Raw genomic sequence first — 20,311 nt, 5'->3', positions numbered from 1 at the left:
TTTATATTATTGATTGTAAAATTTCTACTTTGTGGGAACCATTCAAGCCACTTTCATCTCTTAATTTCTGAAACTCTTTAAAAGAAGGAGTATTCAAAACTTCATGTTGCACTTCTTCATTAATGTAGTTTGAATAATGTAAAAAAGTAACACCATCCTCTTTTAAAAAAACTTTATACTCAAAGGCAGATTGATCCAGATTTTTAAAATCACTCAAAAACGTTTGAATATTAGCTTGATTTGTAGGAACAAACTCAGGTTTTACAGTGTAACTTACAATTACGTTAATCATCTTTTATATTTGTGCTTGTTGAATTAATTGACTGTGATTGGAATCAATAATTTATTAAAAAGTGATCTGTTTTGGCACTCGCTTCGCTCGCGCCCAGTATCATTTAAAATAAATCGTTTGCTGTAATACTCTTATCGTGTTTTGTATAATCTACAGGTCTCTTGGCAAAGAAATCATCCATAGAGTTGGCGAAAACCTCTTCTTCAAACCATTTCATTGGGCGGTATTGCTCCGGAGAAATGTTATAGCGGGTTTCCATATTGATTTTCTTTAAACTGTCATCAACACGGTATTTCATAAAGTTCAGAAGGTCTTCTCTTGAGAAAACAGTCAGCTCTCCTAATTCAAAGATCCAGTCCAGGATTTCACCCTCCAATTCTATAGATTGATCTACCAGAGTGTAGATATCTTCAATGTCAGAATCAGTCAAGAGGTTAGGTTGCTCTTCACGGATCTTATTGATCAGATAAATTCCTGCATTAGCGTGAATCTGCTCATCTACTGAAGTCCAGGCAATGATATTAGATACATTTTTCATGTATCCTTTGAATCTTGTGAAAGAAAGAATGATTGCAAACTGAGAAAACAGAGATACGTTTTCAATTAAAATACTGAATAATAAAAGAGAAGAAACGTATTCTTTTGGTGTTGTAGAATTGGCGTGCTTAAGAACATTTGATAAGAAATCAATTCTCTTTTTCACGGCAGGAATTTCTACTACTGTTGAAAATTCTTCATTATATCCTAACACCTCCAATAAACGGGAATAAGCTTCAGAATGACGAAATTCGCATTCTGCAAAAGTAGCTCCCAAACCATTCAGTTCCGGTTTTGGCATGTGGTTGTATAGGTTTCCCCAGAATGTCTTTACAGACACCTCGATCTGTGCAATGGCTAAAAGCGCATTTTTCACAGCATGCTTTTCATTGGGCTCCAACTGCGAATGAAAATCCTGAACATCTGCAGTAAAGTCCACTTCCGAATGTACCCAGAACGATTTGTTGATAGCTTCTACAAATTGAAGAACCTCAGGGTATTCAAATGGCTTATAACTTACTCTTTTATCAAAAATTCCCATATTAAATATCTTTATAATTAAATAATTCAGATGTATGTGGATAACGTTCAGAAAACATTTAACTTTTTGTTTTTGTGCTGTTTGTGAATTAAACTTATTCACAAACTATGTTTGTGTTTCTGATCAGAATCTAACTACAAAGTTCGAAAAAAAGAACTGATTTTGAAAGGGGTAAATACTAATTGACTGACTTTTAGCTGTAAAAGTTTTCCACATTTACATGAAACCAGCACGGATAATAGGCTAAGCAGCAATATTGAGGATAAATGGATGTAAAACTAAAGTTACAGTTAAACAATTTGTTGTAAAGTGCTTTTGATAAAGGGTTATTTTGTTAAACAAAAAAATATTTGAATAAATTTTTATTCTTGTAACAATTTGAAATTATCACCTACTTATTGGATATAAAACATACATCACTTAATGTTAGTAATTCAGGATTTACATAAGTCATACGATACAGGAAAAAGCAAGCTTCATGTCCTTAAAGGGATCAATCTGAGTATTTCAGAAGGTGAGTTTGTATCTATTATGGGAAGTTCCGGTTCCGGAAAATCTACACTTCTTAATATTATTGGTATTCTGGATGAAAAAGATTCAGGAGTATATGATCTTGATGGAGTTCCCATTGAACATTTATCTGAAATAAAAGCTGCCGAATACAGAAGTAAATTCTTGGGTTTTGTCTTTCAATCCTTCAATTTGATCAGCTATAAGACGGCTTTAGAGAATGTAGCTCTTCCTTTGTATTATCAGAATGTACCCAGAAAAGAGCGTAATCAGAAAGCCATGGAATATTTGGAGAAAGTAGGGTTGGCACAATGGGCTAATCACCTTCCCAATGAGCTTTCAGGAGGACAAAAGCAGAGAGTTGCTATTGCCAGAGCCCTTATTACAAATCCCAAAGTGGTACTGGCGGATGAGCCTACCGGAGCACTGGATTCAAAGACGACTCATGATATTATGAAGCTTCTTCAGGATATTAACAATGAAGGAAAGACAATCATTGTGGTGACCCATGAACCTGATGTGGCTGCCCAAACGAAACGAAACGTAATACTGAAAGACGGTATTATTGAAAGTGATGAATTTATTAAGCAGCTTGTACTGTAGATAAGTTAATTTGAGAATTTGAAAATGAGATAATTTGAAAATTTAACAATCGTAAATTTTCAGTCTTTTAATACTAATAAAAAATGTTTGATCTAGATCGTTGGCAGGAAATATTCAGTTCTATCCGTAGTAACGTACTTCGGACGGTACTTTCCGGATTTACTGTGGCCTTGGGGTTATTTATTTTCATTGTGTTGTTTGGAATCGGGAAAGGGCTTCAAAACGCTTTCTCTGAAGGGTTTGCGGGAGATGCTAAAAATTTGATTATTTTTTCCACAGGAAAGACCACCTTAGCTTATAAAGGCTTGCAGTCTGATCGAAATGTGACAATGAATAACTCAGACTATGACTTTTTAATTAATGCAGACAAGGAAAAAGCAGGGCCTTCCAGTCCCAGGTACAGTGCCAGCTTAATGGTGAAATATGGAAAAGAGAGTGGTCTTTATCAGATCAACGGGGCTGATCCCGGGGAGCAGGTTATTGAAAACAGAAAAGTTATTGATGGTCGCTACTTGACAGCTATGGACATGGAAAGAAAATTAAATGTTGCAGTCATTGGAAGAATGGTTCAGCGGGATTTAATCAAAAATGGAAGCCCTGTTGGGAAAGAGCTTAATATTAACGGAACAATGTACAAGGTCATTGGAGTTTTTTCAGATGATGGAGGAGATAGAGATGAAAGGCATATTACAGTTCCGATTACGACTTTACAGCAGATGAAAAAAGGCTCTGATACAGTGAATATAGCCTATATTACATATAATGAAAAACTGACTCCGGATCAGGCCATCAAATATGGTGATGAGTTAAAAGATAAATTAAAAGCAAGAAAGAATGTTGCTCCTGACGATGAAAATGGAGTTCGTATCTGGAATAATGCCAAGAATATGAATGATACATTTACATTTATGGCGGTTCTTACAGCTATTGTAGGGTTTATCGGAATGGGTACCTTACTGGCGGGAATTATCGGGATCAGTAATATCATGGTGTACATTGTAAAAGAGAGAACAAAGGAAATAGGTGTTCGAAAAGCAATTGGTGCCAAACCCGGAGGTATTGTCGGGTTGATTGTACAGGAGAGTGTTGTCATTACCGTGGTTTCAGGTTTTGTAGGAGTAGCCGTAGGAGTCCTGACTTTAAACCTGCTTGGAGACAGCCTTGAAGAATTCTTTATTAAAAGTCCAAGTGTAGGATGGGGAACGATAGTAATGGCATTTGTAGCTTTGGTCTTTTCCGGATTGATTGCCGGATTTGTTCCCGCATACAGAGCTTCAAGAATTAAACCAATTGAAGCATTAAGAACAGAATAGCAGCAATTTGAAAATAGGGTACTGATAGACGGTTTTGTCTTTTAACCTTTTACAAATAGTAATAACTTATAACTAAGAAGAAGTGAATATCATATTTAAAAAAGACACTTGGCAGGAGATTTATTATTCATTGAGGAATAATAAGCTTCGGACATTTCTTACCATGATTGGAGTAGGATGGGGGATGTTTTTGTATGTAAGTCTTCTTGGAGCAGCCAAAGGAATGGAGAATGGTTTTGATAAATTATTTTCCGGGTTTGCTACCAACTCTATTTTCCTGTGGGCGCAGAAAACATCTATTCCTTATGAGGGATTTCCTAAAGGAAGAGAGGTGCATCTCAATTTATCCGATATGGATATGCTGAAAAGAAAATTAACAGAGATCGATTATATATCACCTCAGAATTCCCGAGGGAGCTTTACTGGAACACCCGGTGAATCTATGTCTAGAAATGGTAAAAGCAGTACGTACTCTCTTACCGGAGATTATTCTGTAGGGAATAAAATTTCAGAAAAGAAACTTATTTTCGGAAGATATATCAATGATGCAGATGTTTCAGGAAATAAAAATGTAGTGGTTATCGGAGAAGAGATCTATAAAAATTTTTTTGAGGCTAAGAAGAAAGAAAACCCGATTGGACAATCTATTAATATAAAAGGAATATTTTTTAATGTAATAGGTGTTTTCAGAGTGAAAAAAGGAGGTGGCTTTGAAAATGACCAAACGGCTTTTATTCCACTTTCAACGTATACCAAAATGTATAATGCAGGAGAACAGATTGACATGTTTGCTATTGTAAGTAAGCCCAATGCCAATGTAAATGACGTGGAGGAAAATGCAAAACAGGTTTTAAAATCTAAGAATAAAGTTTCTCCTGAAGATACCAATGCTTTTGGTAGTTTCAACCTGGGAAAAGAATTTAAAAAGCTGACAGGCTTTCTTACAGGAATGCAGCTTTTAACAATTATCGTCGGAACATTGACGATTCTTGCCGGAGTAATTGCCATTTCAAATATCCTGCTGATCACCGTAAAAGAAAGAACAAAAGAGATAGGGATCAGGAGAGCATTAGGAGCAAAGCCGGCTGAAGTAAGGAATCAGATTTTGTTGGAAAGTGTTGTGATTACCCTCTCCTCCGGGCTACTGGGCTTTATGTTTGGGATTTTTGTGCTGATGATTTTAAATGCGGTTACACAGGGACAGGATTCCTTTCCTTTCTATAACCCGACGGTAAATTACGGAAATGTATTTGCAGCCATGGCAGTAATGGTAATTTTAGGATTGATTATCGGAATGATACCCGCACAGAGAGCGGTAAAGATCAGACCTATTGAAGCATTACGATCAGAATAATAAAATAATTAGAAAATAACATAATTTGAAGATTTGAAATTACAGTAATCTGGCCATAAGCATACAGGATTAATCTTTTAATTTCTAAATCATTCAATTTTAAAGTAAAAAATAAACTATACATATGAAAAAGAAATTCACTTGGAAAAAAGCCATTTATATTGTGTTAGGGCTTTTATTTGCAGTGGCATTGTTCTCCGGGATTGGCTATCTTGTAAAATCAAACTCTAAAGAGAGTGAGGCCTTCCTGACCCGTAAACCCTCCGTTCAGAATATGGATGATAAAGTGATGGCTACCGGAAAAATTACTCCCAAAGAAGAAATTGAAATTAAACCCAATATTGCGGGGATTATCGATAAAATTTTAGTGAAAGAAGGAGATAAAGTAGAAGCAGGGCAGTTAATTGCTACAGTGAGAATTGTTCCGAGTATTTCTGAAGTGAATGCAGCACAACAGGAAGTTCAGAATGCACAGCTTCAAATCGGTAACTCTCAGCTGAATGTAAGTAATATGCAGAAGCAATTTGATATGCAGGAGAAACTGTATAAACAAGGAGTTGCTTCCAAGCAGGAATATCTTAATTCTCAGCAGCAATTGTTTTCTCAGCAGCAATCTCTTAAAAATGCTCAACAGCAGCTTAATACGGCTCAAAAAAGGTTACAGATTGCCAAAACAGGTGCTACCCCTGAATTGCAGGGACAAGGATTGGCTACGACACAGATTCGTTCCAAAACTTCAGGAACTGTTCTTGAGGTTCCTGTAAAAGTAGGAAGCCAGGTAATTGAAGCCAATAACTTTAATGCAGGAACAACTATCTGTTCCGTAGCAGATTTGAACTCTCTGATTTTTAAAGGAGAAATTGACGAAGCTCAGGCAGGAAAATTAAAAGAAGGAATGGATATGAATATCGTAATCGGAGCATTACAGAATAAAACATTTCCAGGAAAACTAACAATGATTGCTCCTAAAGGAAAAGATAATGCAGGAACTATTAAATTTCCGGTAGAAGGAGATGTAACAAATCCTAATAATGAATACATCAGAGCCGGTTTCTCTGCTAACGGAGAAATTGTATTAAGCTCTCAGAAAAACGCTTTGCTATTGGACGAATCTTTAGTTCAGTATGAAAAGAAACAAGGGAAAGATGTTCCTTTTGTAGAAGTAAAGCAAAAAGACGGGAAATTTAAAAAGACCTACTTAAAACTTGGAGCAAGTGATGGAATTAACGTTCAGGTTCTTCCTGGATCAAATATCACAAAAGATTCAGAAGTGAAAGTTTGGAATCCATCAGACAAGGATAAAGAAGAATTAAAGTCAAAACAAAAATAATAAACTGACACTATACATTTAGCTGTTAAATCCCGGAGAATTCTTCGGGATTTTTTTATTCCCTCATGTGTATAAGCCGCTGATGTAATAAAAGCAATATGTAAAATGTCTTACCTTTAATTCTAAACAATCAACCATGAAAAAAAGTTATTGGGTACTCTTCCTTTTTATCATTGCAAAATTTATTCTTCAATACGTTCTGGTAAGCCCGGAATATGACTTGCAGCGTGATGAATATTTACATCTTGATCAGGGGAATCATCTTGCCTGGGGCTATCTCTCTGTTCCTCCTGTCAGTTCATGGTTTGCATGGCTTATCAAAATATTGGGAGGATCCCTATTCTGGGTCAGATTTTTTCCGACTTTATTTGGAGCATTAACAATCGTCGTGGTCTGGAAAATTATAGAAGAATTAAAAGGAAGTGTGTTTGCTCAGATATTAGCAGGTCTGGGAATTTTACTGTCAGTACTTCTTCGTTTAAATATGCTTTTTCAGCCCAATTCTTTAGAAGTACTGTTATGGACTTTGTTTTTTTATATTCTGATAAAATATGTCAATACAGAAAAGGTGCAATGGCTTTATTGGGGTGGGTTGGTATTTGGAATAGGAGTTTTGAATAAATACAATATAGCATTCTTAGCCTTAGGATTTATTCCTGCACTTTTGATTACAGACCAAAGAAAAATTTTCAGAAATCCACATGTATATGGGGCCGGAATTTTAACTTTAATTCTTATTCTTCCTAATCTACTTTGGCAATATCATAATAACTTTCCGGTAATTCATCATATGAAAGCACTTTCTGAAAATCAATTGGTCAATGTAAACAGGTTTGATTTTTTAAGGGCTCAGGCGCTGTTTTTCATAGGAGTTACTTTTGTGATCATAGCCGGTTTCTATGCGCTGTTATTTGAGCAATCTTTTAAAAAAATGAGATTTTTCTTCTGGGGATATGTGATCACCATTGCATTATTCATGTTTTTCAGAGCAAAAGATTATTATGCAATAGGGCTTTACCCGGTTTACATTGCTTTTGGGGCCGTTTATCTGGGAATGATCCTCGAAAAAGGATGGAAGAAACTTTTAAAACCCATTTGCATTCTTCATCCTATCCTGCTTTTTGTGCCGGTATATTATCTTGCATTTCCAAACAAAAGTCCGGAAGCGATCGTTAAAAATCCGGAATGGTATAAGAAATTCGGGCTGCTTCGATGGGAGGACGGAAAAGATCATTCTTTGCCTCAGGATTTCGCCGATATGCAAGGCTGGAGAGAGCTGGCTCAAAAAACGGATCATGAATATACCAAGCTGTCAAAAACAGGAAACACATTGGTTTTATGTGATAACTACGGTCAGGCAGGAGCTATTAATTATTATTCAAAAGCCGGGATAAAAGCAGTTTCGTTCAATGCGGATTATATCAACTGGTTTGATTTCAGCAAAAAATATGACAATCTCATTAGAGTTAAAGATTATTCGGAGGGAATGGAAGAACTGAAAGATACCAGTCCTTATTTTGTGCATTCCAAAATTTTAGATTCTATTACTAACCCTTATGCACGGGAGGAAGGGGCCAGGATATTCAGTTTTAAGAATGCTAAAATTAATATTAACAATAGACTTAAGAAAGAGATTGAAGAAGTGAAGAAAGAGGATTAATATATGATTTGAAATAATGTAAAAAAAACTTTAATGCAATAATGTTGCATTAAAGTTTTTTGTTTTAACTTTGCATAAGCAATAAGCAATAAGCAATAAGCAATAAGCAATAAGCAATAAGCAATAAGCAATAAGCAATAAGCAATAAGCAATAAGCAATAAGCAATAAGCAATAAGCAATAAGCAGATGGAACATAAAAAATTTGATGTCATCATAATAGGAGGGAGTTATGCCGGATTATCAGCAGGAATGGCTCTGGGCAGATCCTTAAGAAATGTTTTAATCATAGATAATGGAAGACCTTGCAACAGACAAACTCCACATTCACATAACTTTATTACGCATGATGGAAATACTCCTAAAGAAATCTCAGATGCAGCAAGGGAGCAGGTGAAAGCCTATCATACTGTAGAATTCTATAATGGTACCGTTGTGAAAATAACTAAGGAAATTGAAGGTTTTAAAGTAGAATCATCTTATAATGGGGTTTTCCGGGCTAAAAAACTTATTCTTGCTTCCGGAGTGAAAGACCTGATGCCTGATATTCCTGGATTTTCAGCATGTTGGGGGATTTCCGTAATACACTGTCCATATTGTCATGGTTATGAAGTAAAAGATGAGGTAACAGGAATTCTTGCAGATGGGGAGATGGCTTTTGAATTTTCAAAACTGGTTTATAACCTAACTAAAAAGCTAACCTTGTTTACCAATGGGAAAACTAAGCTCACCCCGGTGCAGGTCGCCCAATTGAATCGGAATGGAATTAACATCAATGAAGATGAAGTTCAAAGTATAGAACATGAGAACGGATATATTCAGAACATGATTTTTAAAAACGGAAAAACGGTTTCATTAAAAGCTTTATACGCTAAAATACCTTTTGAACAACATCTGAATGTCTCGGCTGATTTGGGGGTCGAATTAACGGAGCAAGGATTTATAAAGGTAGATTTTATGCAGAAAACAAATGTTCCCAGTGTTTTCGCCTGTGGAGATAATGTTACCATGATGAGGTCTGTAGCCAATGCTGTTGCACAAGGTAATTTTGCCGGAGCTATTGCCAATAAAGAACTTTCGGAAGAAGAATTTTAACAAGTTTCCAGATATTACTTTCTCTATAACAGCTCTATGGGGAATTTTTGTGAAATTTTGTAATGGAAAGTTATTTTCGTTAACGAGTTGTCCTTCTGTATAGCCTCCATTTTTCAAGAGGTAAAGAATAAAAAAATTGTTGAATACTTGTTTCTCAGATGCAATCACAACAGAGTTTTATTTTTGGAAAGCTTGTAATTGGGTTAAAAATTATGGTCACCGGTTTAGGGCTGGAAATTTATAATTATATATTCCCGATAAGGTTTTACAACACTTAGGGGCTAAAAATCATATGATTTGATACCAAAATCTCAAGGGAAATTCCGTACATTTGGGGTGAAAAATTTCAAAAACTAAAAGTAAAATGGATATTATTTTTGACCTGATTGAAAAGGAAAGACAAAGACAAGCCCATGGATTAGAGCTTATCGCATCAGAAAATTTTGTTTCTGAAAACGTAATGAAAGCAATGGGAAGTGTACTGACAAATAAATATGCTGAAGGATATCCCGGAAAAAGATATTACGGGGGATGTGAAGTGGTAGATGAGGTTGAAACATTAGCCATCAACAGAGCAAAAGAACTTTTCGGAGTAGATTATGTGAATGTTCAGCCACATTCAGGTTCTCAGGCCAATGCTGCCATTTATCTTGCTGTTTTGAAAGCTGGAGATAAAATTATGGGAATGGACCTTTCAATGGGAGGACACCTTACTCATGGTTCTGCAGTGAATTTTTCAGGAATTCAATACGAAGTGGTTTCTTACGGTGTAGAAAAAGAAACAGGACTTATTGATTATAACCAAATGAGGGAAGTCGCTTTAAGAGAAAGACCCAAAATGATGATTGCAGGTTTCTCAGCATATTCAAGAGATCTTGATTATGCTAAATTCAGAGAAATCGCAGATGAAATTGGAGCAACACTTTGGGCAGATATAGCACACCCTGCAGGATTAGTAGCTAAAGGATTATTAAACTCACCATTTGAGCATTGTCACGTAGTAACGACTACTACGCACAAGACATTAAGAGGTCCAAGAGGAGGAATGATCATGATGGGGAAAGACTTTGAAAATACATATGGTCACAAAACTCCAAAAGGAGAAACTAAAATGATGAGCCAGGTATTGGACGGAGCTGTATTCCCAGGAATCCAGGGAGGGCCTTTGGAGCATGTGATTGCCGGTAAAGCAGTAGCTTTCGGAGAAGCTATAGATGGACAGTTTGAGACATATGCAAAGCAAGTTAAAGCAAATGCTCAGGCGTTATCCAAAGCAATGATCGACAGAGGATTTGACATTGTGAGCGGAGGTACAGATAATCACCTGATGCTTGTAGATCTTAGAAATAAGGGAGTAAATGGTAAAGAAACTGAAAAAGCATTAGTTCTTGCCGATATTACTTGTAACAAAAATATGGTTCCTTTTGATGACAAATCACCATTTACAACATCTGGTATCAGATTAGGAACAGCAGCGATTACAACAAGAGGACTTAAGGAAAATGATATGGATACCATTGCCGGATTTATTTCTGATGTGGTAGACAATATTAAAAATGAAGAGGTTCTTGGATCTGTAAGAAAGAAGGTTAATGAATTAATGGAAGGAAAAGCTCTATTCAATTATTAATATAACAGAAACAATATAATACAAAGAATGAGCAACGGCTCATTCTTTTTTTTGTAAATATGGAAAAGAAATCTTTTACTTTTGATGAAATTAAAATGAAATTGGTGAACTATTGTGTTTATCAGGACCGATGTCATGCTGAGGTAGAGCAGAAAATGAGAGAATTTTTGCTTATTGAGGAGGCAAAGGAGGAAATTATATTGTATCTTCTGAAAGAAAATTATCTGAACGAAGAAAGGTTTACACGAAGTTATATCCGAGGGAAGTTTTATATCAAGCACTGGGGGAAGAATAAAATCAAAATGAATCTTAAGCAGAAACAGATTTCTGAAAAACTGATCAATATGTGTTTTGACGAAATTTATGAAGATGATTACGTGAAAACCATTACAAGAATCTACGAAGATTACTTCTCTAAACAGACAGGACTTAAGGAATATCAGAGAAAATCAAAAACTATAAAATATTTAATGAGCAGAGGTTTTGAATATGAGAAAATAAATGATATTTTTGAATAAACATAAACTAAACAAAAAACACACAAATTGGAAAAGAATAAGATCTGGCTGTCACCTCCGCACTTAGGAGGTAACGAGCTGCAATATATACAGACTGCATTGGATACAAACGGAGTTTCTCAGTACGGTTCAAATATAGATGAGTTTGAAAAAAGACTTGAAAATTATTTTGGCAAAGATTCCTTCGTGACAGCTTTGTCTTCCGGGACAGCGGCAATACATCTTGCATTGAGGCTTTTGAATGTCGAAGAAGGTGATTTCGTGATCTGCCAGTCCTTTACTTTTGTAGCTTCTGCTAATCCTATACTTTATCAGAGAGCAATTCCTGTTTTTGTAGACAGTGAAGCTTCTACTTGGAATATGTGTCCCAATGCTTTGGAAGATGCTGTTAAATATTGTCTGCAGCAAGGCAAGAAGCCGAAGGCAATCATTGCTGTCTCTTCATATGGAATGCCATTTATGGTAGATGACATCCTTGAGATTTCCAGGAAATATGAAATTCCTGTTATTGAAGACAGTGCCGGAGCTCTGGGCAGTACTTATAAAAATAGACCTTGTGGAACATTTGGAGATTTGTCTGTGATTAGTTTTAATGGAAATAAGATTATTACTACTTCAGGTGGAGGAATTTTAATATCGAGAAGTAAGACGAATAAAGAAAGGGCTCTTTCTTTTTCTACCCAGGCCAACGAAAATAAAGAGTATTACAGCTATTCAGACATAGGATATAACTATAGAATGAGTAATATCTCTGCGGGGATAGGAATAGGGCAATTGGATGTTTTAGAAGACAGGGTATCCAAGAGAAGAGAAAACCATGAGTTTTATCAGGATATCCTTGGAAAAGATGAAAACATCCATCTTTTGGAAGAACCAAGTGAAGATTTTTTCTCTAATTATTGGTTGAACACTGTCACCATTGGAGGAAATAATTATGGAATGACAAAAGAAAAATTAAAAAAAATATTTTCTGAGAATAATATAGAAACCAGATATTTATGGAAACCTATGCATTTGCAAACCTTATATAAAGGGTATAGGTTTTTTGGAAATAATATTTGTGGTATGCTTTTTGAAGCGGGTTTATGCTTGCCGTCAGGGACCAATCTTTCTGCTGAAGATAAAAATAGAATTGCAGATGTCCTTAAAAATCTAAGAAAGTAAAATTATTTTTTAGATTTAGGATATTGATGATATTTTATTTTAATTTTGCACGAATGATTCAACGTGAGTTGAATTAAGCGGCTAGAAATTGTACCACATTTAATAACATATGAACACCAATCAAGACAATGTATAACTCTCTTAGAAAAAAAATATTTGGAGGAGATAATGTTGTCAATCTCTCAGATGTAAGATATCTTCCCAGATGGATAATACTCGTAATAGATATTATTATTTTGGTAGTATCCTTATTTCTTTCTACGTATATCATTGAAAAAATTACCCAAAAAGAGTTTATTTATCATGAAGAGAAAAGTATTGTTTTTGCTTTTATCATTTTGGTAAATACAGCATTTATGTATTTTTTTAAAACATATGCAGGGATTATCAGACATTCCACATTTATAGACTTATTTAAACTTCTTGTTTCCTGCTTCTCTACATTATTTGTCGTTGCGACAATTAATCTGATGTATTTCTGGATTACCGGAGGGAAATTCATTTTAACCCCCTATCTAGTTTTATACTTTGTTATATCCTTTATGGGATTATTTCTTTTTAGACTCTATGTCAAAGAATTCTTTCATATTGTCAGAGAATATAGGAGAAGTACGTTGAAAAAAAGAATCCTTGTGTTGGGGATTGATGAACAGTCCATTGCTATTGCAAGGGCTATTCTGGATAATCCTAACCTTCCTTACCAGGTTGTAGGTTTCTTGACACAAAGAACGGACTCGAAAAGGGCGTCGCTTTTAGGGAAGCCTATTTATGCAAAAGAAAAAATTGAAGAAAATACCAAAGATGACCTTCTTGTTGACGGAGTTATTATTGTAAAAGAAATGATGGCTAAGGATGAGATGAATTCCTGGGTGAATTTATTTCTGGAAAAAGATCTGAATGTTTTTAAAGCTCCTTCTGTACAAAAACTAAGAGATAGTGATCTGGGAGGATCAATCAGAAATCTTCAAATTGAAGATTTACTTAACAGAAAGCCTATAAAAATTGAAAACGAAGAAGTCAAAAGCAGACATTATGGTAAAAATGTACTGGTTACTGGTGGTGCCGGTTCTATCGGCAGCGAAATTGTAAGACAGGTTGCTCAGTTTACACCTTCTTTAATCGTGGTGTTAGATCAGGCTGAAACGCCGTTATATGATATTGAGCTTGAAATGAAAGATAAGTTTCCTCATATCAGGTTTAAATTTGTTTTGGCAGATGTTTCCAATATACATAGGGTTGAGCCGTTATTCGAAATGTATAATTTCTCAATGGTCTACCATGCTGCAGCCTATAAACATGTACCTCTTGTTGAAGACAATCCTAATGAAGCAATTCGTGTAAATGTTTTAGGGTCAAAAAATATTGCTGTTTTATCCAGTCGTTACAAAGTAAACCGATTCGTGATGATTTCTACGGATAAAGCTGTAAACCCTACTAATGTAATGGGAGCTTCTAAAAGAGCTGCAGAATTATTTGTTCAGTCTTTACAACATGCTGAGGGAAATTCAACGAAGTTTATTACCACAAGATTTGGGAATGTTCTGGGGTCAAACGGTTCTGTTATTCCACATTTTAAAAAACAGATTGAAGCTGGAGGACCTGTAACAATCACTCATCCTGATATTGTAAGATATTTTATGACCATTCCAGAGGCTTGTGAACTGGTTCTTCAGGCCGGAACAATGGGACAGGGAGGTGAAATTTTTGTTTTCGATATGGGTGAGCCAGTGAAGATTCTTGATCTGGCCAGAAGAATGATTAAATTATCAGGATTTGAACCCAATATTGATATTAAGATTATTTACACAGGACTTAGACCGGGAGAAAAGCTATACGAAGAGCTGTTGAGTGACAATGCAAAAACTCTCCCTACCCATAATGAAAAGATTATGATTTCCAAAGATCCTACCATGTCATTTTCAGAAATAGAGAGTCTTGTTCATTTGATTGGGGAGGCTTCTGTCAATAAAGAGAAAGTAGAGGTCGTTAAAATTTTAAAACTCATTGTTCCTGAATTTATAAGCAATAATTCAATCTACGAGGTTTTAGATAAATAGAAAAAAATATAAGTGTATATTTGCACAATTTTAAAATATGAAAAGTAAAATATTAGGGATATTTTTTGTATTCTTATTAGTATCATGTAAGGTAAAGGAAAATGCCCAGAATGATTTAAATTATATGCAGAATATAGAAAATGTTGCAATAGAATCATCTGCTAAAAATTCTAATTCTACTATACAAACTGGTGATCAATTAGTGGTTTTGATTACTGCAAAAGATATGGATGTAGTAAAACCATTCAATCAAAACTATTCTTCTTCTGAAATCGTTCAAACAAATAATTTTGCTGGAGGAAATACTCCTAACCAAGGGATGACAACCATTTCCGGACCCACATATATTGTTGACACTGAAGGGAATATAGATTTTCCTGTACTTGGTAAGATTGATACAAAAGGTAAATCACTTATAGAATTTAAAAATGAAGTAAAGGATAAAGTAAGCCAATATGTTATAAATCCGACGATAAGTGTCAGACTTGCTAATTTTAAAATAACAGTTTTAGGTGAGGTTAATAAACAGGGAGACTATACCATATCTAACGGGCAGGCTACTATCCTCAATGCTTTAGGACTAGCAGGGGATTTAACCATGTATGGTAAAAGGACTGATATTTTAGTAATAAGAACTGAAAACGGAACAGTTACCCATGGTAAAATTAATTTACAGGACGCTAACCTTATTAATTCCCCATATTTTAACTTGAAGCAAGGGGATGCTGTTATTGTTCCGTCAAATAAAGCAAGAGACATAGCTTCTAAGCAAAACCCTAATACAGCGATTTATCTGACAGCAGCTTCTGTTATTGTCACTGCACTTGCCGTAGTGGTTGGTTTGTTTAAAAAGTAAGAGTATTATATATCTATAAATGCAACTTTACATAAATTGTATTATAAAGTAAAGATAAAGGCTCTTCTAATAAAATCACAAAGAAATGAAATCATATAAAATAGCTGTTATTGGGCAAGGATATGTAGGGTTACCTTTATCTTTGGAGTTTGCAGGTCATTATCCGGTTTTGGGTTTTGATATTAATGCAGACAGAATTAACCAGCTTAATAATGGCTACGATTTAACACAGGAAGCGGATCTCCATAAGCTTAATGATGGCTTAAATTCCTATAAAGAATCTGGCGGAAGTATAGGTTATCATGGTACAAGCGAACTGAAAGAACTTTTAGACTGTAATATTTTTATAGTCACTGTACCAACTCCCATAGACAAATATAATGCTCCTGACTTAAATCCGTTACTTACAGCATCAAAAATGCTTGGTGGGATTATAAAAAAAGGAGATATTGTTATATTTGAATCTACTGTTTTTCCCGGTTGTACAGAGGAGGAATGTGTTCCGATATTAGAACTGTATTCTCAGTTAAAATTCAATGAAGATTTTTTTGTAGGATACTCTCCAGAAAGAATTAATCCTGGGGATAAAATAAACACTTTGACAAGTGTAAAGAAAGTAACTTCAGGATCTACTATTCAAATTGCAGAAGAAGTAGATCATCTATATAAAACAATCATTACAGCAGGTACCCATAAAGCTCCCAGCATAAGAGTTGCTGAAGCATCTAAAGCGATTGAAAATGCCCAAAGAGATGTGAATATTTCTTTTGTGAATGAGTTAGCTCTTATCTTTGACAGGATGGGAATAGATACTCACGATGTTCTGGAAGCTGCTGGTACAAAGTATAATTTCTTACAATATAAACCTGGATTAGTAGGTGGTCACTGTATTTCTGTAGATCCATATTATTTAGCGCATAAAGCAGAGCAATTGGGATATCATCCGGATGTTATTTTATCCGGTAGAAGAGTAAACGACTCAATTGCAAAGTTTATAGCTTCAAAAGTGGTGAAATTATTAATAGCAAAAAGCAATGTTATTAAAGGTTCACATGCGCTAATTTTAGGAGTGACTTTTAAGGAAAATTGTCCTGATGTTAGAAATACCAAAGTCATTGATATTTATAATGAATTAATAGATTACGGAATTGGAGTTGATATTTTTGATCCATGGGTAAATAAATCCGAGGTGGAACATGAATATGGTATAAGTATTCTTGACCAGCTTCCGGAAGATAAAAAATATGACTCTATTATAGTTGCTGTATCCCATAAAGAATTTCTTACCTTAGATTTTGAAAAACTAAAGAAGAAAGATAGCGTTATCTTTGACACTAAAGCTTGTATCGATAGAAGTTTAGTAGATGCTAGACTATAACTAAAATAATAAAACTAATAAATATCTGTTGTTTTTTAACAGAATAATTTGTAAAATTTAAAATTAAATAATGGATAATCCAGTTATTGAAGAATCGGAAAAAGAAATTAATATTCAGGAAATAATTAAACCCTATTTAAGAAATTGGCTGTGGTTTGTTATTGTCCCTATATTTTCTTTGGTTATTACTTATTTCTATTTAAAGTTAGCTACGCCAATATATAGTATCAAGTCTTCGGTGCTTATTAAGGACGCTAAAAAAGTGCCTTCTGTAGCGGGGGATTTTGGTGTTCTTCAGGATCTGTCGGGTCTGGGGGGTATGGGAACCAATAGTATAGAGAATGAAATAGAAATTTTTAAGTCTAAAAAGTTAATGCAGGAAGTTGTAAAGCAGTTAAGATTACAAACTTCGGTTTACACAGAATATAGCTTAACAGAAAAAGAACTTTACAAAAGCACATCTCCTATTATTATTGAAGTAGTTAATGAAAAGGCCTTTACAAAAGGACCTAAAAAACCTGTTTTAATAAAAATTTCTGGTGATAATATAACATTATCTAGCGATGAATTACCTGAGGTTAAAACTCAATTTAATAAAATTATAAGTCTTCCTTATGCTAATATAATGATATTGAAAAATTCCCAGTTCAATAAATTCGAAGCTGGTGAAATAAGGGATATTTATATGACTTATTCAACGGTCGATGGTGCCGTAGATAATTTACAGAAAATATTAAATGTGGCGTTAGTAAATAAAGATGCTACAGTAATTGGATTATCCCTTAACTATGCCAATGTTTTTAAAGCCAAAGATCTAATAAACAAATTAGTAGAGGCTTATAATAACGAAGCTATTTCAGATAAAAATTCAGAATCAAAAAAAACAAAAGATTTTATAGATGATAGAATCAATATCATTTCGAATGAATTGGGGCAGGTAGAAAATGAAAAGGAAAAGTTCAAATCAAATAATCAGATTACTGATCTGGTAACAGAAGCTAAAATTAATCTTGAAGTTTCTGCAGAAGCAAGAGCAAAACAGATTGACCTGGAATCTCAGCTTGAACTGACCAATACATTGATTGATTTTATGGGTAGACAAAATAATAGTCAGGTTCTGCCTACCAATATTGGTTTAAATAATACTACTGCTACAGCTAATATTTCTGCATACAATCAGCTGGTACTGGAAAGAAACCGTTTATTAGAAAATGCAACTCCTCAAAACCCACTAATTATCGATCTTAATAAACAGATTTCGTCTTTAAAAGGCTCTGTTATGGAAAGCCTTATTAAAAACAGAACAGGAATTCAATTAGCTAAAAACCAATATGAAGGAGAGCAAAATAAGATTAGTTCAAAAATTACAAAGATTCCTGCTCAGGAGAAGATATTTAGAAGTATTGAGAGACAACAACAGATAAAGGAAAACTTATATTTACTTCTATTACAGAAAAGAGAAGAGACAGCTATTTCTTTGGCTGTCACCGCAGATAAAGCAAGGATTGTAGATTATGCATATGCTTCTCTAAAGCCGGTAGCTCCTAAAAAAATTGTTTATTTAGGAGGTGCATTGATTGTTGGCCTACTTATTCCCTTATTATTAATTTATCTTAAAGAGTTATTAAATAATAAAATTAAATCTAAGCATGATTTAGAAACTCTTTCTCATGGTAAGGCTGTAATTGGAGAAATTCCTAGCTTAAATAAAGGGCAGGATGAATTGGTAAAACTTAATGATCTTTCCCCATTGGCAGAAGCATTCAGGATTCTTATTACCAATATGAATTTTATGTTACCTAAAAAGAAAGAAGCAAAAATTGTTTTTGTAACTTCCACAGTAAAAGGTGAAGGAAAAACATTTATTTCGGTAAATCTGGCTCTTACATTAGCTACTCCTAATAAAAAAGTATTAATTATTGGATCTGATATTAGAAATCCTCAGCTTCAAAGATATAATACAGCAAGAAAAGGATTACTAGGACTTACTGAATATCTATACGATGATAAAACAAAAGTAGAGGATATTGTACACGTATCAACATTTAACCCTTATCTGGATGTAATTTATTCTGGAAGTATTCCTCCGAATCCTACAGAACTTCTTACAAATGGGCGATATGAAAAACTAATCAAAGAACTTGAAGGTAATTATGATTATATTATATTAGATACAGCTCCTCTTATGCTTGTTACTGATTCCTTCCTTATTGCTGAACTTGCTGACGTGACATTATACGTTTCCAGATCTGCTTATACAGAAAAAGCCTTAATTGAATTTGCTAATAGTAATATTAATTCGAGTAAAATTAAAAATGTTGCATTTGTTTTAAATGATGTAAGTAAAGACTTCTTAGGGTATGGAAATAAATATGGATATGGATATAATGCAGAAGAAATGAAATGGTGGCAAAAAATATTTAATAAATAATGTCTATAAAAAATGTAATTTTAAGTGGAGGGGTTGGCTCCAGGCTTTGGCCGTTGTCCAGAAAACAAAATCCCAAACAGTATCTTGAAATGTTTCAGGGAAACTCTTTGTTTAATTTAACCATTAATAGAAATAAAAAATTTGTTGATAGTTTAATTGTTATATCAAATTCTGAAAATTTTAAAATTGGTGAGAAATGGCTTAAAAATTTAGACTTACCCGTTTTATCGATTACAGAATCATTACCTAGGAATACTGCAGCAGCTATTGCTTTGGCTTGTTTTGCGGCAGATGAAGATGATGTTTTATTAGTAACACCCTCTGATCATATAATTGATGATGACGATGTTTATGAAATAGCAATTAAGAATGCTATTTCATTTGCTGAGCAAGGATTTATAGCAACATTCGGGATAAATCCTATAAGACCGGAAACAGGTTATGGCTATATTGAATATGAAGGGGATGATGTATTGAGATTCCGGGAGAAGCCTAATAGAGAAACTGCTATTGAGTTTGTTAAAAGTGGTAGATTTATGTGGAATAGTGGTATGTTTTGTTTTAAAGCAAAAACAATGCTTGATGAATTGTTTTTGTATGATCATGAAATATTCGTATCTGCTAAAAATGCCTGGGAGAATAAAACCGAGAATGCAGCTATAAAACCAGATTTTATGAAGCTTATTCCATCCAAAAGTATTGACTATGCGGTGATGGAAAGAAGTAAAAAAATTAAAATGGTAAGATCAGATTTCTTTTGGTCAGATTTAGGAGCTTTCGATTCTCTTTACGATTATCTTATAAGAAATAATTATCCAGTTGATGAAAATGGAAATATGTACATAGGAGATGGAGAAAAATTTGTTCAATTTATAGGTCTTGAAAATTCCATCCTTGTGGATACTAAAGATGCTATATTGGTTTTAAATAAAGAAAACTCACAAGACGTAAAATATATATACGAAACTTTAGAAAAAGAAAAATCAGATTTAACATAGTTTAGAAAATAAAGGTTGTAATAGCTTAATAATAATTAAAGAATTT

At 34.2% G+C, this 20,311-nt stretch carries 16 protein-coding genes; 14 read left to right on the top strand and 2 right to left on the bottom strand.

Annotation, left to right across the window (positions count from 1 at the left end):
• Window position 1 precedes the first annotated feature (1 nt).
• On the bottom strand, window positions 2-292 hold the full coding sequence (locus tag DRF57_RS06955; RefSeq protein WP_047488308.1) for a hypothetical protein: 291 nt from the start codon (window positions 290-292) through the stop codon (window positions 2-4).
• A gap of 103 nt (window positions 293-395) precedes the next feature.
• Window positions 396-1,370, bottom strand: a complete 975-nt coding sequence (locus DRF57_RS06950) for a ribonucleotide-diphosphate reductase subunit beta (protein WP_047488312.1) — start codon at window positions 1,368-1,370, stop codon at window positions 396-398.
• 423 nt (window positions 1,371-1,793) lie between these two features.
• Between DRF57_RS06950 and DRF57_RS06945 the strand changes: the two genes are divergently transcribed.
• The 14 genes from DRF57_RS06945 to DRF57_RS06880 all read left to right on the top strand — a co-directional run bounded on the left by DRF57_RS06945 (window position 1,794) and on the right by DRF57_RS06880 (window position 20,265).
• Entirely contained in the window at window positions 1,794-2,483 is a 690-nt protein-coding gene (locus DRF57_RS06945) for an ABC transporter ATP-binding protein (RefSeq protein WP_047488314.1), read from the top strand.
• Between the two features lie 83 nt (window positions 2,484-2,566).
• Window positions 2,567-3,796 carry an ABC transporter permease gene (locus DRF57_RS06940; RefSeq protein ID WP_047488316.1) on the top strand — a complete coding sequence of 410 codons (1,230 nt, stop codon included), beginning with the start codon at window positions 2,567-2,569 and terminating at the stop codon, window positions 3,794-3,796.
• Between the two features lie 82 nt (window positions 3,797-3,878).
• A complete protein-coding gene (locus DRF57_RS06935) occupies window positions 3,879-5,150 on the top strand; it encodes an ABC transporter permease (RefSeq protein ID WP_047488319.1) in 1,272 nt (423 codons plus the stop codon).
• Window positions 5,151-5,274: 124 nt separating this feature from the next.
• The gene (locus DRF57_RS06930) at window positions 5,275-6,480 is read left to right on the top strand and encodes an efflux RND transporter periplasmic adaptor subunit (protein WP_047488322.1); all 1,206 of its coding nucleotides are present in this window, start codon (window positions 5,275-5,277) and stop codon (window positions 6,478-6,480) included.
• Window positions 6,481-6,616: 136 nt separating this feature from the next.
• Entirely contained in the window at window positions 6,617-8,140 is a 1,524-nt protein-coding gene (locus tag DRF57_RS06925) for a glycosyltransferase family 39 protein (protein WP_115917620.1), read from the top strand.
• A gap of 187 nt (window positions 8,141-8,327) precedes the next feature.
• The gene (locus DRF57_RS06920) at window positions 8,328-9,233 is read left to right on the top strand and encodes an NAD(P)/FAD-dependent oxidoreductase (RefSeq protein ID WP_115917618.1); all 906 of its coding nucleotides are present in this window, start codon (window positions 8,328-8,330) and stop codon (window positions 9,231-9,233) included.
• Window positions 9,234-9,597: 364 nt separating this feature from the next.
• Entirely contained in the window at window positions 9,598-10,863 is a 1,266-nt protein-coding gene (gene glyA / locus DRF57_RS06915) for a serine hydroxymethyltransferase (protein WP_047488328.1), read from the top strand.
• A gap of 59 nt (window positions 10,864-10,922) precedes the next feature.
• A complete protein-coding gene (locus DRF57_RS06910; protein ID WP_174772365.1) occupies window positions 10,923-11,381 on the top strand; it encodes a regulatory protein RecX in 459 nt (152 codons plus the stop codon).
• 27 nt (window positions 11,382-11,408) lie between these two features.
• Window positions 11,409-12,545 (top strand): DegT/DnrJ/EryC1/StrS family aminotransferase, encoded by a 1,137-nt coding sequence (locus tag DRF57_RS06905; RefSeq protein WP_115917616.1) that lies wholly within the window; start codon window positions 11,409-11,411, stop codon window positions 12,543-12,545.
• A 128-nt stretch (window positions 12,546-12,673) separates the two neighbouring features.
• Window positions 12,674-14,602 (top strand): polysaccharide biosynthesis protein, encoded by a 1,929-nt coding sequence (locus DRF57_RS06900; RefSeq protein WP_115917614.1) that lies wholly within the window; start codon window positions 12,674-12,676, stop codon window positions 14,600-14,602.
• Window positions 14,603-14,639: 37 nt separating this feature from the next.
• Window positions 14,640-15,458, top strand: a complete 819-nt coding sequence (locus DRF57_RS06895) for a polysaccharide biosynthesis/export family protein (protein WP_115917611.1) — start codon at window positions 14,640-14,642, stop codon at window positions 15,456-15,458.
• An 85-nt stretch (window positions 15,459-15,543) separates the two neighbouring features.
• Window positions 15,544-16,836, top strand: coding sequence for a nucleotide sugar dehydrogenase (locus DRF57_RS06890; protein ID WP_115917609.1), 1,293 nt, complete (start codon window positions 15,544-15,546; stop codon window positions 16,834-16,836).
• Between the two features lie 70 nt (window positions 16,837-16,906).
• Window positions 16,907-19,267, top strand: coding sequence for a GumC family protein (locus tag DRF57_RS06885; protein WP_115917607.1), 2,361 nt, complete (start codon window positions 16,907-16,909; stop codon window positions 19,265-19,267).
• Entirely contained in the window at window positions 19,267-20,265 is a 999-nt protein-coding gene (locus DRF57_RS06880) for a mannose-1-phosphate guanylyltransferase (protein WP_084085220.1), read from the top strand. Before DRF57_RS06885 ends, DRF57_RS06880 begins: the two co-directional genes overlap by 1 nt.
• Window positions 20,266-20,311 lie beyond the last annotated feature (46 nt).

Source organism: Chryseobacterium rhizosphaerae (genome assembly GCF_003385455.1).
Lineage (GTDB): Bacteria > Bacteroidota > Bacteroidia > Flavobacteriales > Weeksellaceae > Chryseobacterium > Chryseobacterium rhizosphaerae.
The sequence above is the reverse complement of the archived record's forward strand: the minus strand, read 5'-3'. Positions and strand labels throughout refer to the sequence as shown.

Coding starts and splice junctions, on each gene's coding strand:
- DRF57_RS06910 (WP_174772365.1), top strand. CDS start 10,923: ATGGAAAAGAAATCTTTTACTTTTGATGAAATTAAAATGAAATTGGTG.
- DRF57_RS06880 (WP_084085220.1), top strand. CDS start 19,267: ATGTCTATAAAAAATGTAATTTTAAGTGGAGGGGTTGGCTCCAGGCTT.
- DRF57_RS06890 (WP_115917609.1), top strand. CDS start 15,544: ATGAAATCATATAAAATAGCTGTTATTGGGCAAGGATATGTAGGGTTA.
- DRF57_RS06895 (WP_115917611.1), top strand. CDS start 14,640: ATGAAAAGTAAAATATTAGGGATATTTTTTGTATTCTTATTAGTATCA.
- DRF57_RS06885 (WP_115917607.1), top strand. CDS start 16,907: ATGGATAATCCAGTTATTGAAGAATCGGAAAAAGAAATTAATATTCAG.
- DRF57_RS06920 (WP_115917618.1), top strand. CDS start 8,328: ATGGAACATAAAAAATTTGATGTCATCATAATAGGAGGGAGTTATGCC.
- DRF57_RS06955 (WP_047488308.1), bottom strand. CDS start 292: ATGATTAACGTAATTGTAAGTTACACTGTAAAACCTGAGTTTGTTCCT.
- DRF57_RS06925 (WP_115917620.1), top strand. CDS start 6,617: ATGAAAAAAAGTTATTGGGTACTCTTCCTTTTTATCATTGCAAAATTT.
- DRF57_RS06940 (WP_047488316.1), top strand. CDS start 2,567: ATGTTTGATCTAGATCGTTGGCAGGAAATATTCAGTTCTATCCGTAGT.
- DRF57_RS06950 (WP_047488312.1), bottom strand. CDS start 1,370: ATGGGAATTTTTGATAAAAGAGTAAGTTATAAGCCATTTGAATACCCT.
- DRF57_RS06945 (WP_047488314.1), top strand. CDS start 1,794: ATGTTAGTAATTCAGGATTTACATAAGTCATACGATACAGGAAAAAGC.
- DRF57_RS06900 (WP_115917614.1), top strand. CDS start 12,674: ATGTATAACTCTCTTAGAAAAAAAATATTTGGAGGAGATAATGTTGTC.
- glyA (WP_047488328.1), top strand. CDS start 9,598: ATGGATATTATTTTTGACCTGATTGAAAAGGAAAGACAAAGACAAGCC.
- DRF57_RS06930 (WP_047488322.1), top strand. CDS start 5,275: ATGAAAAAGAAATTCACTTGGAAAAAAGCCATTTATATTGTGTTAGGG.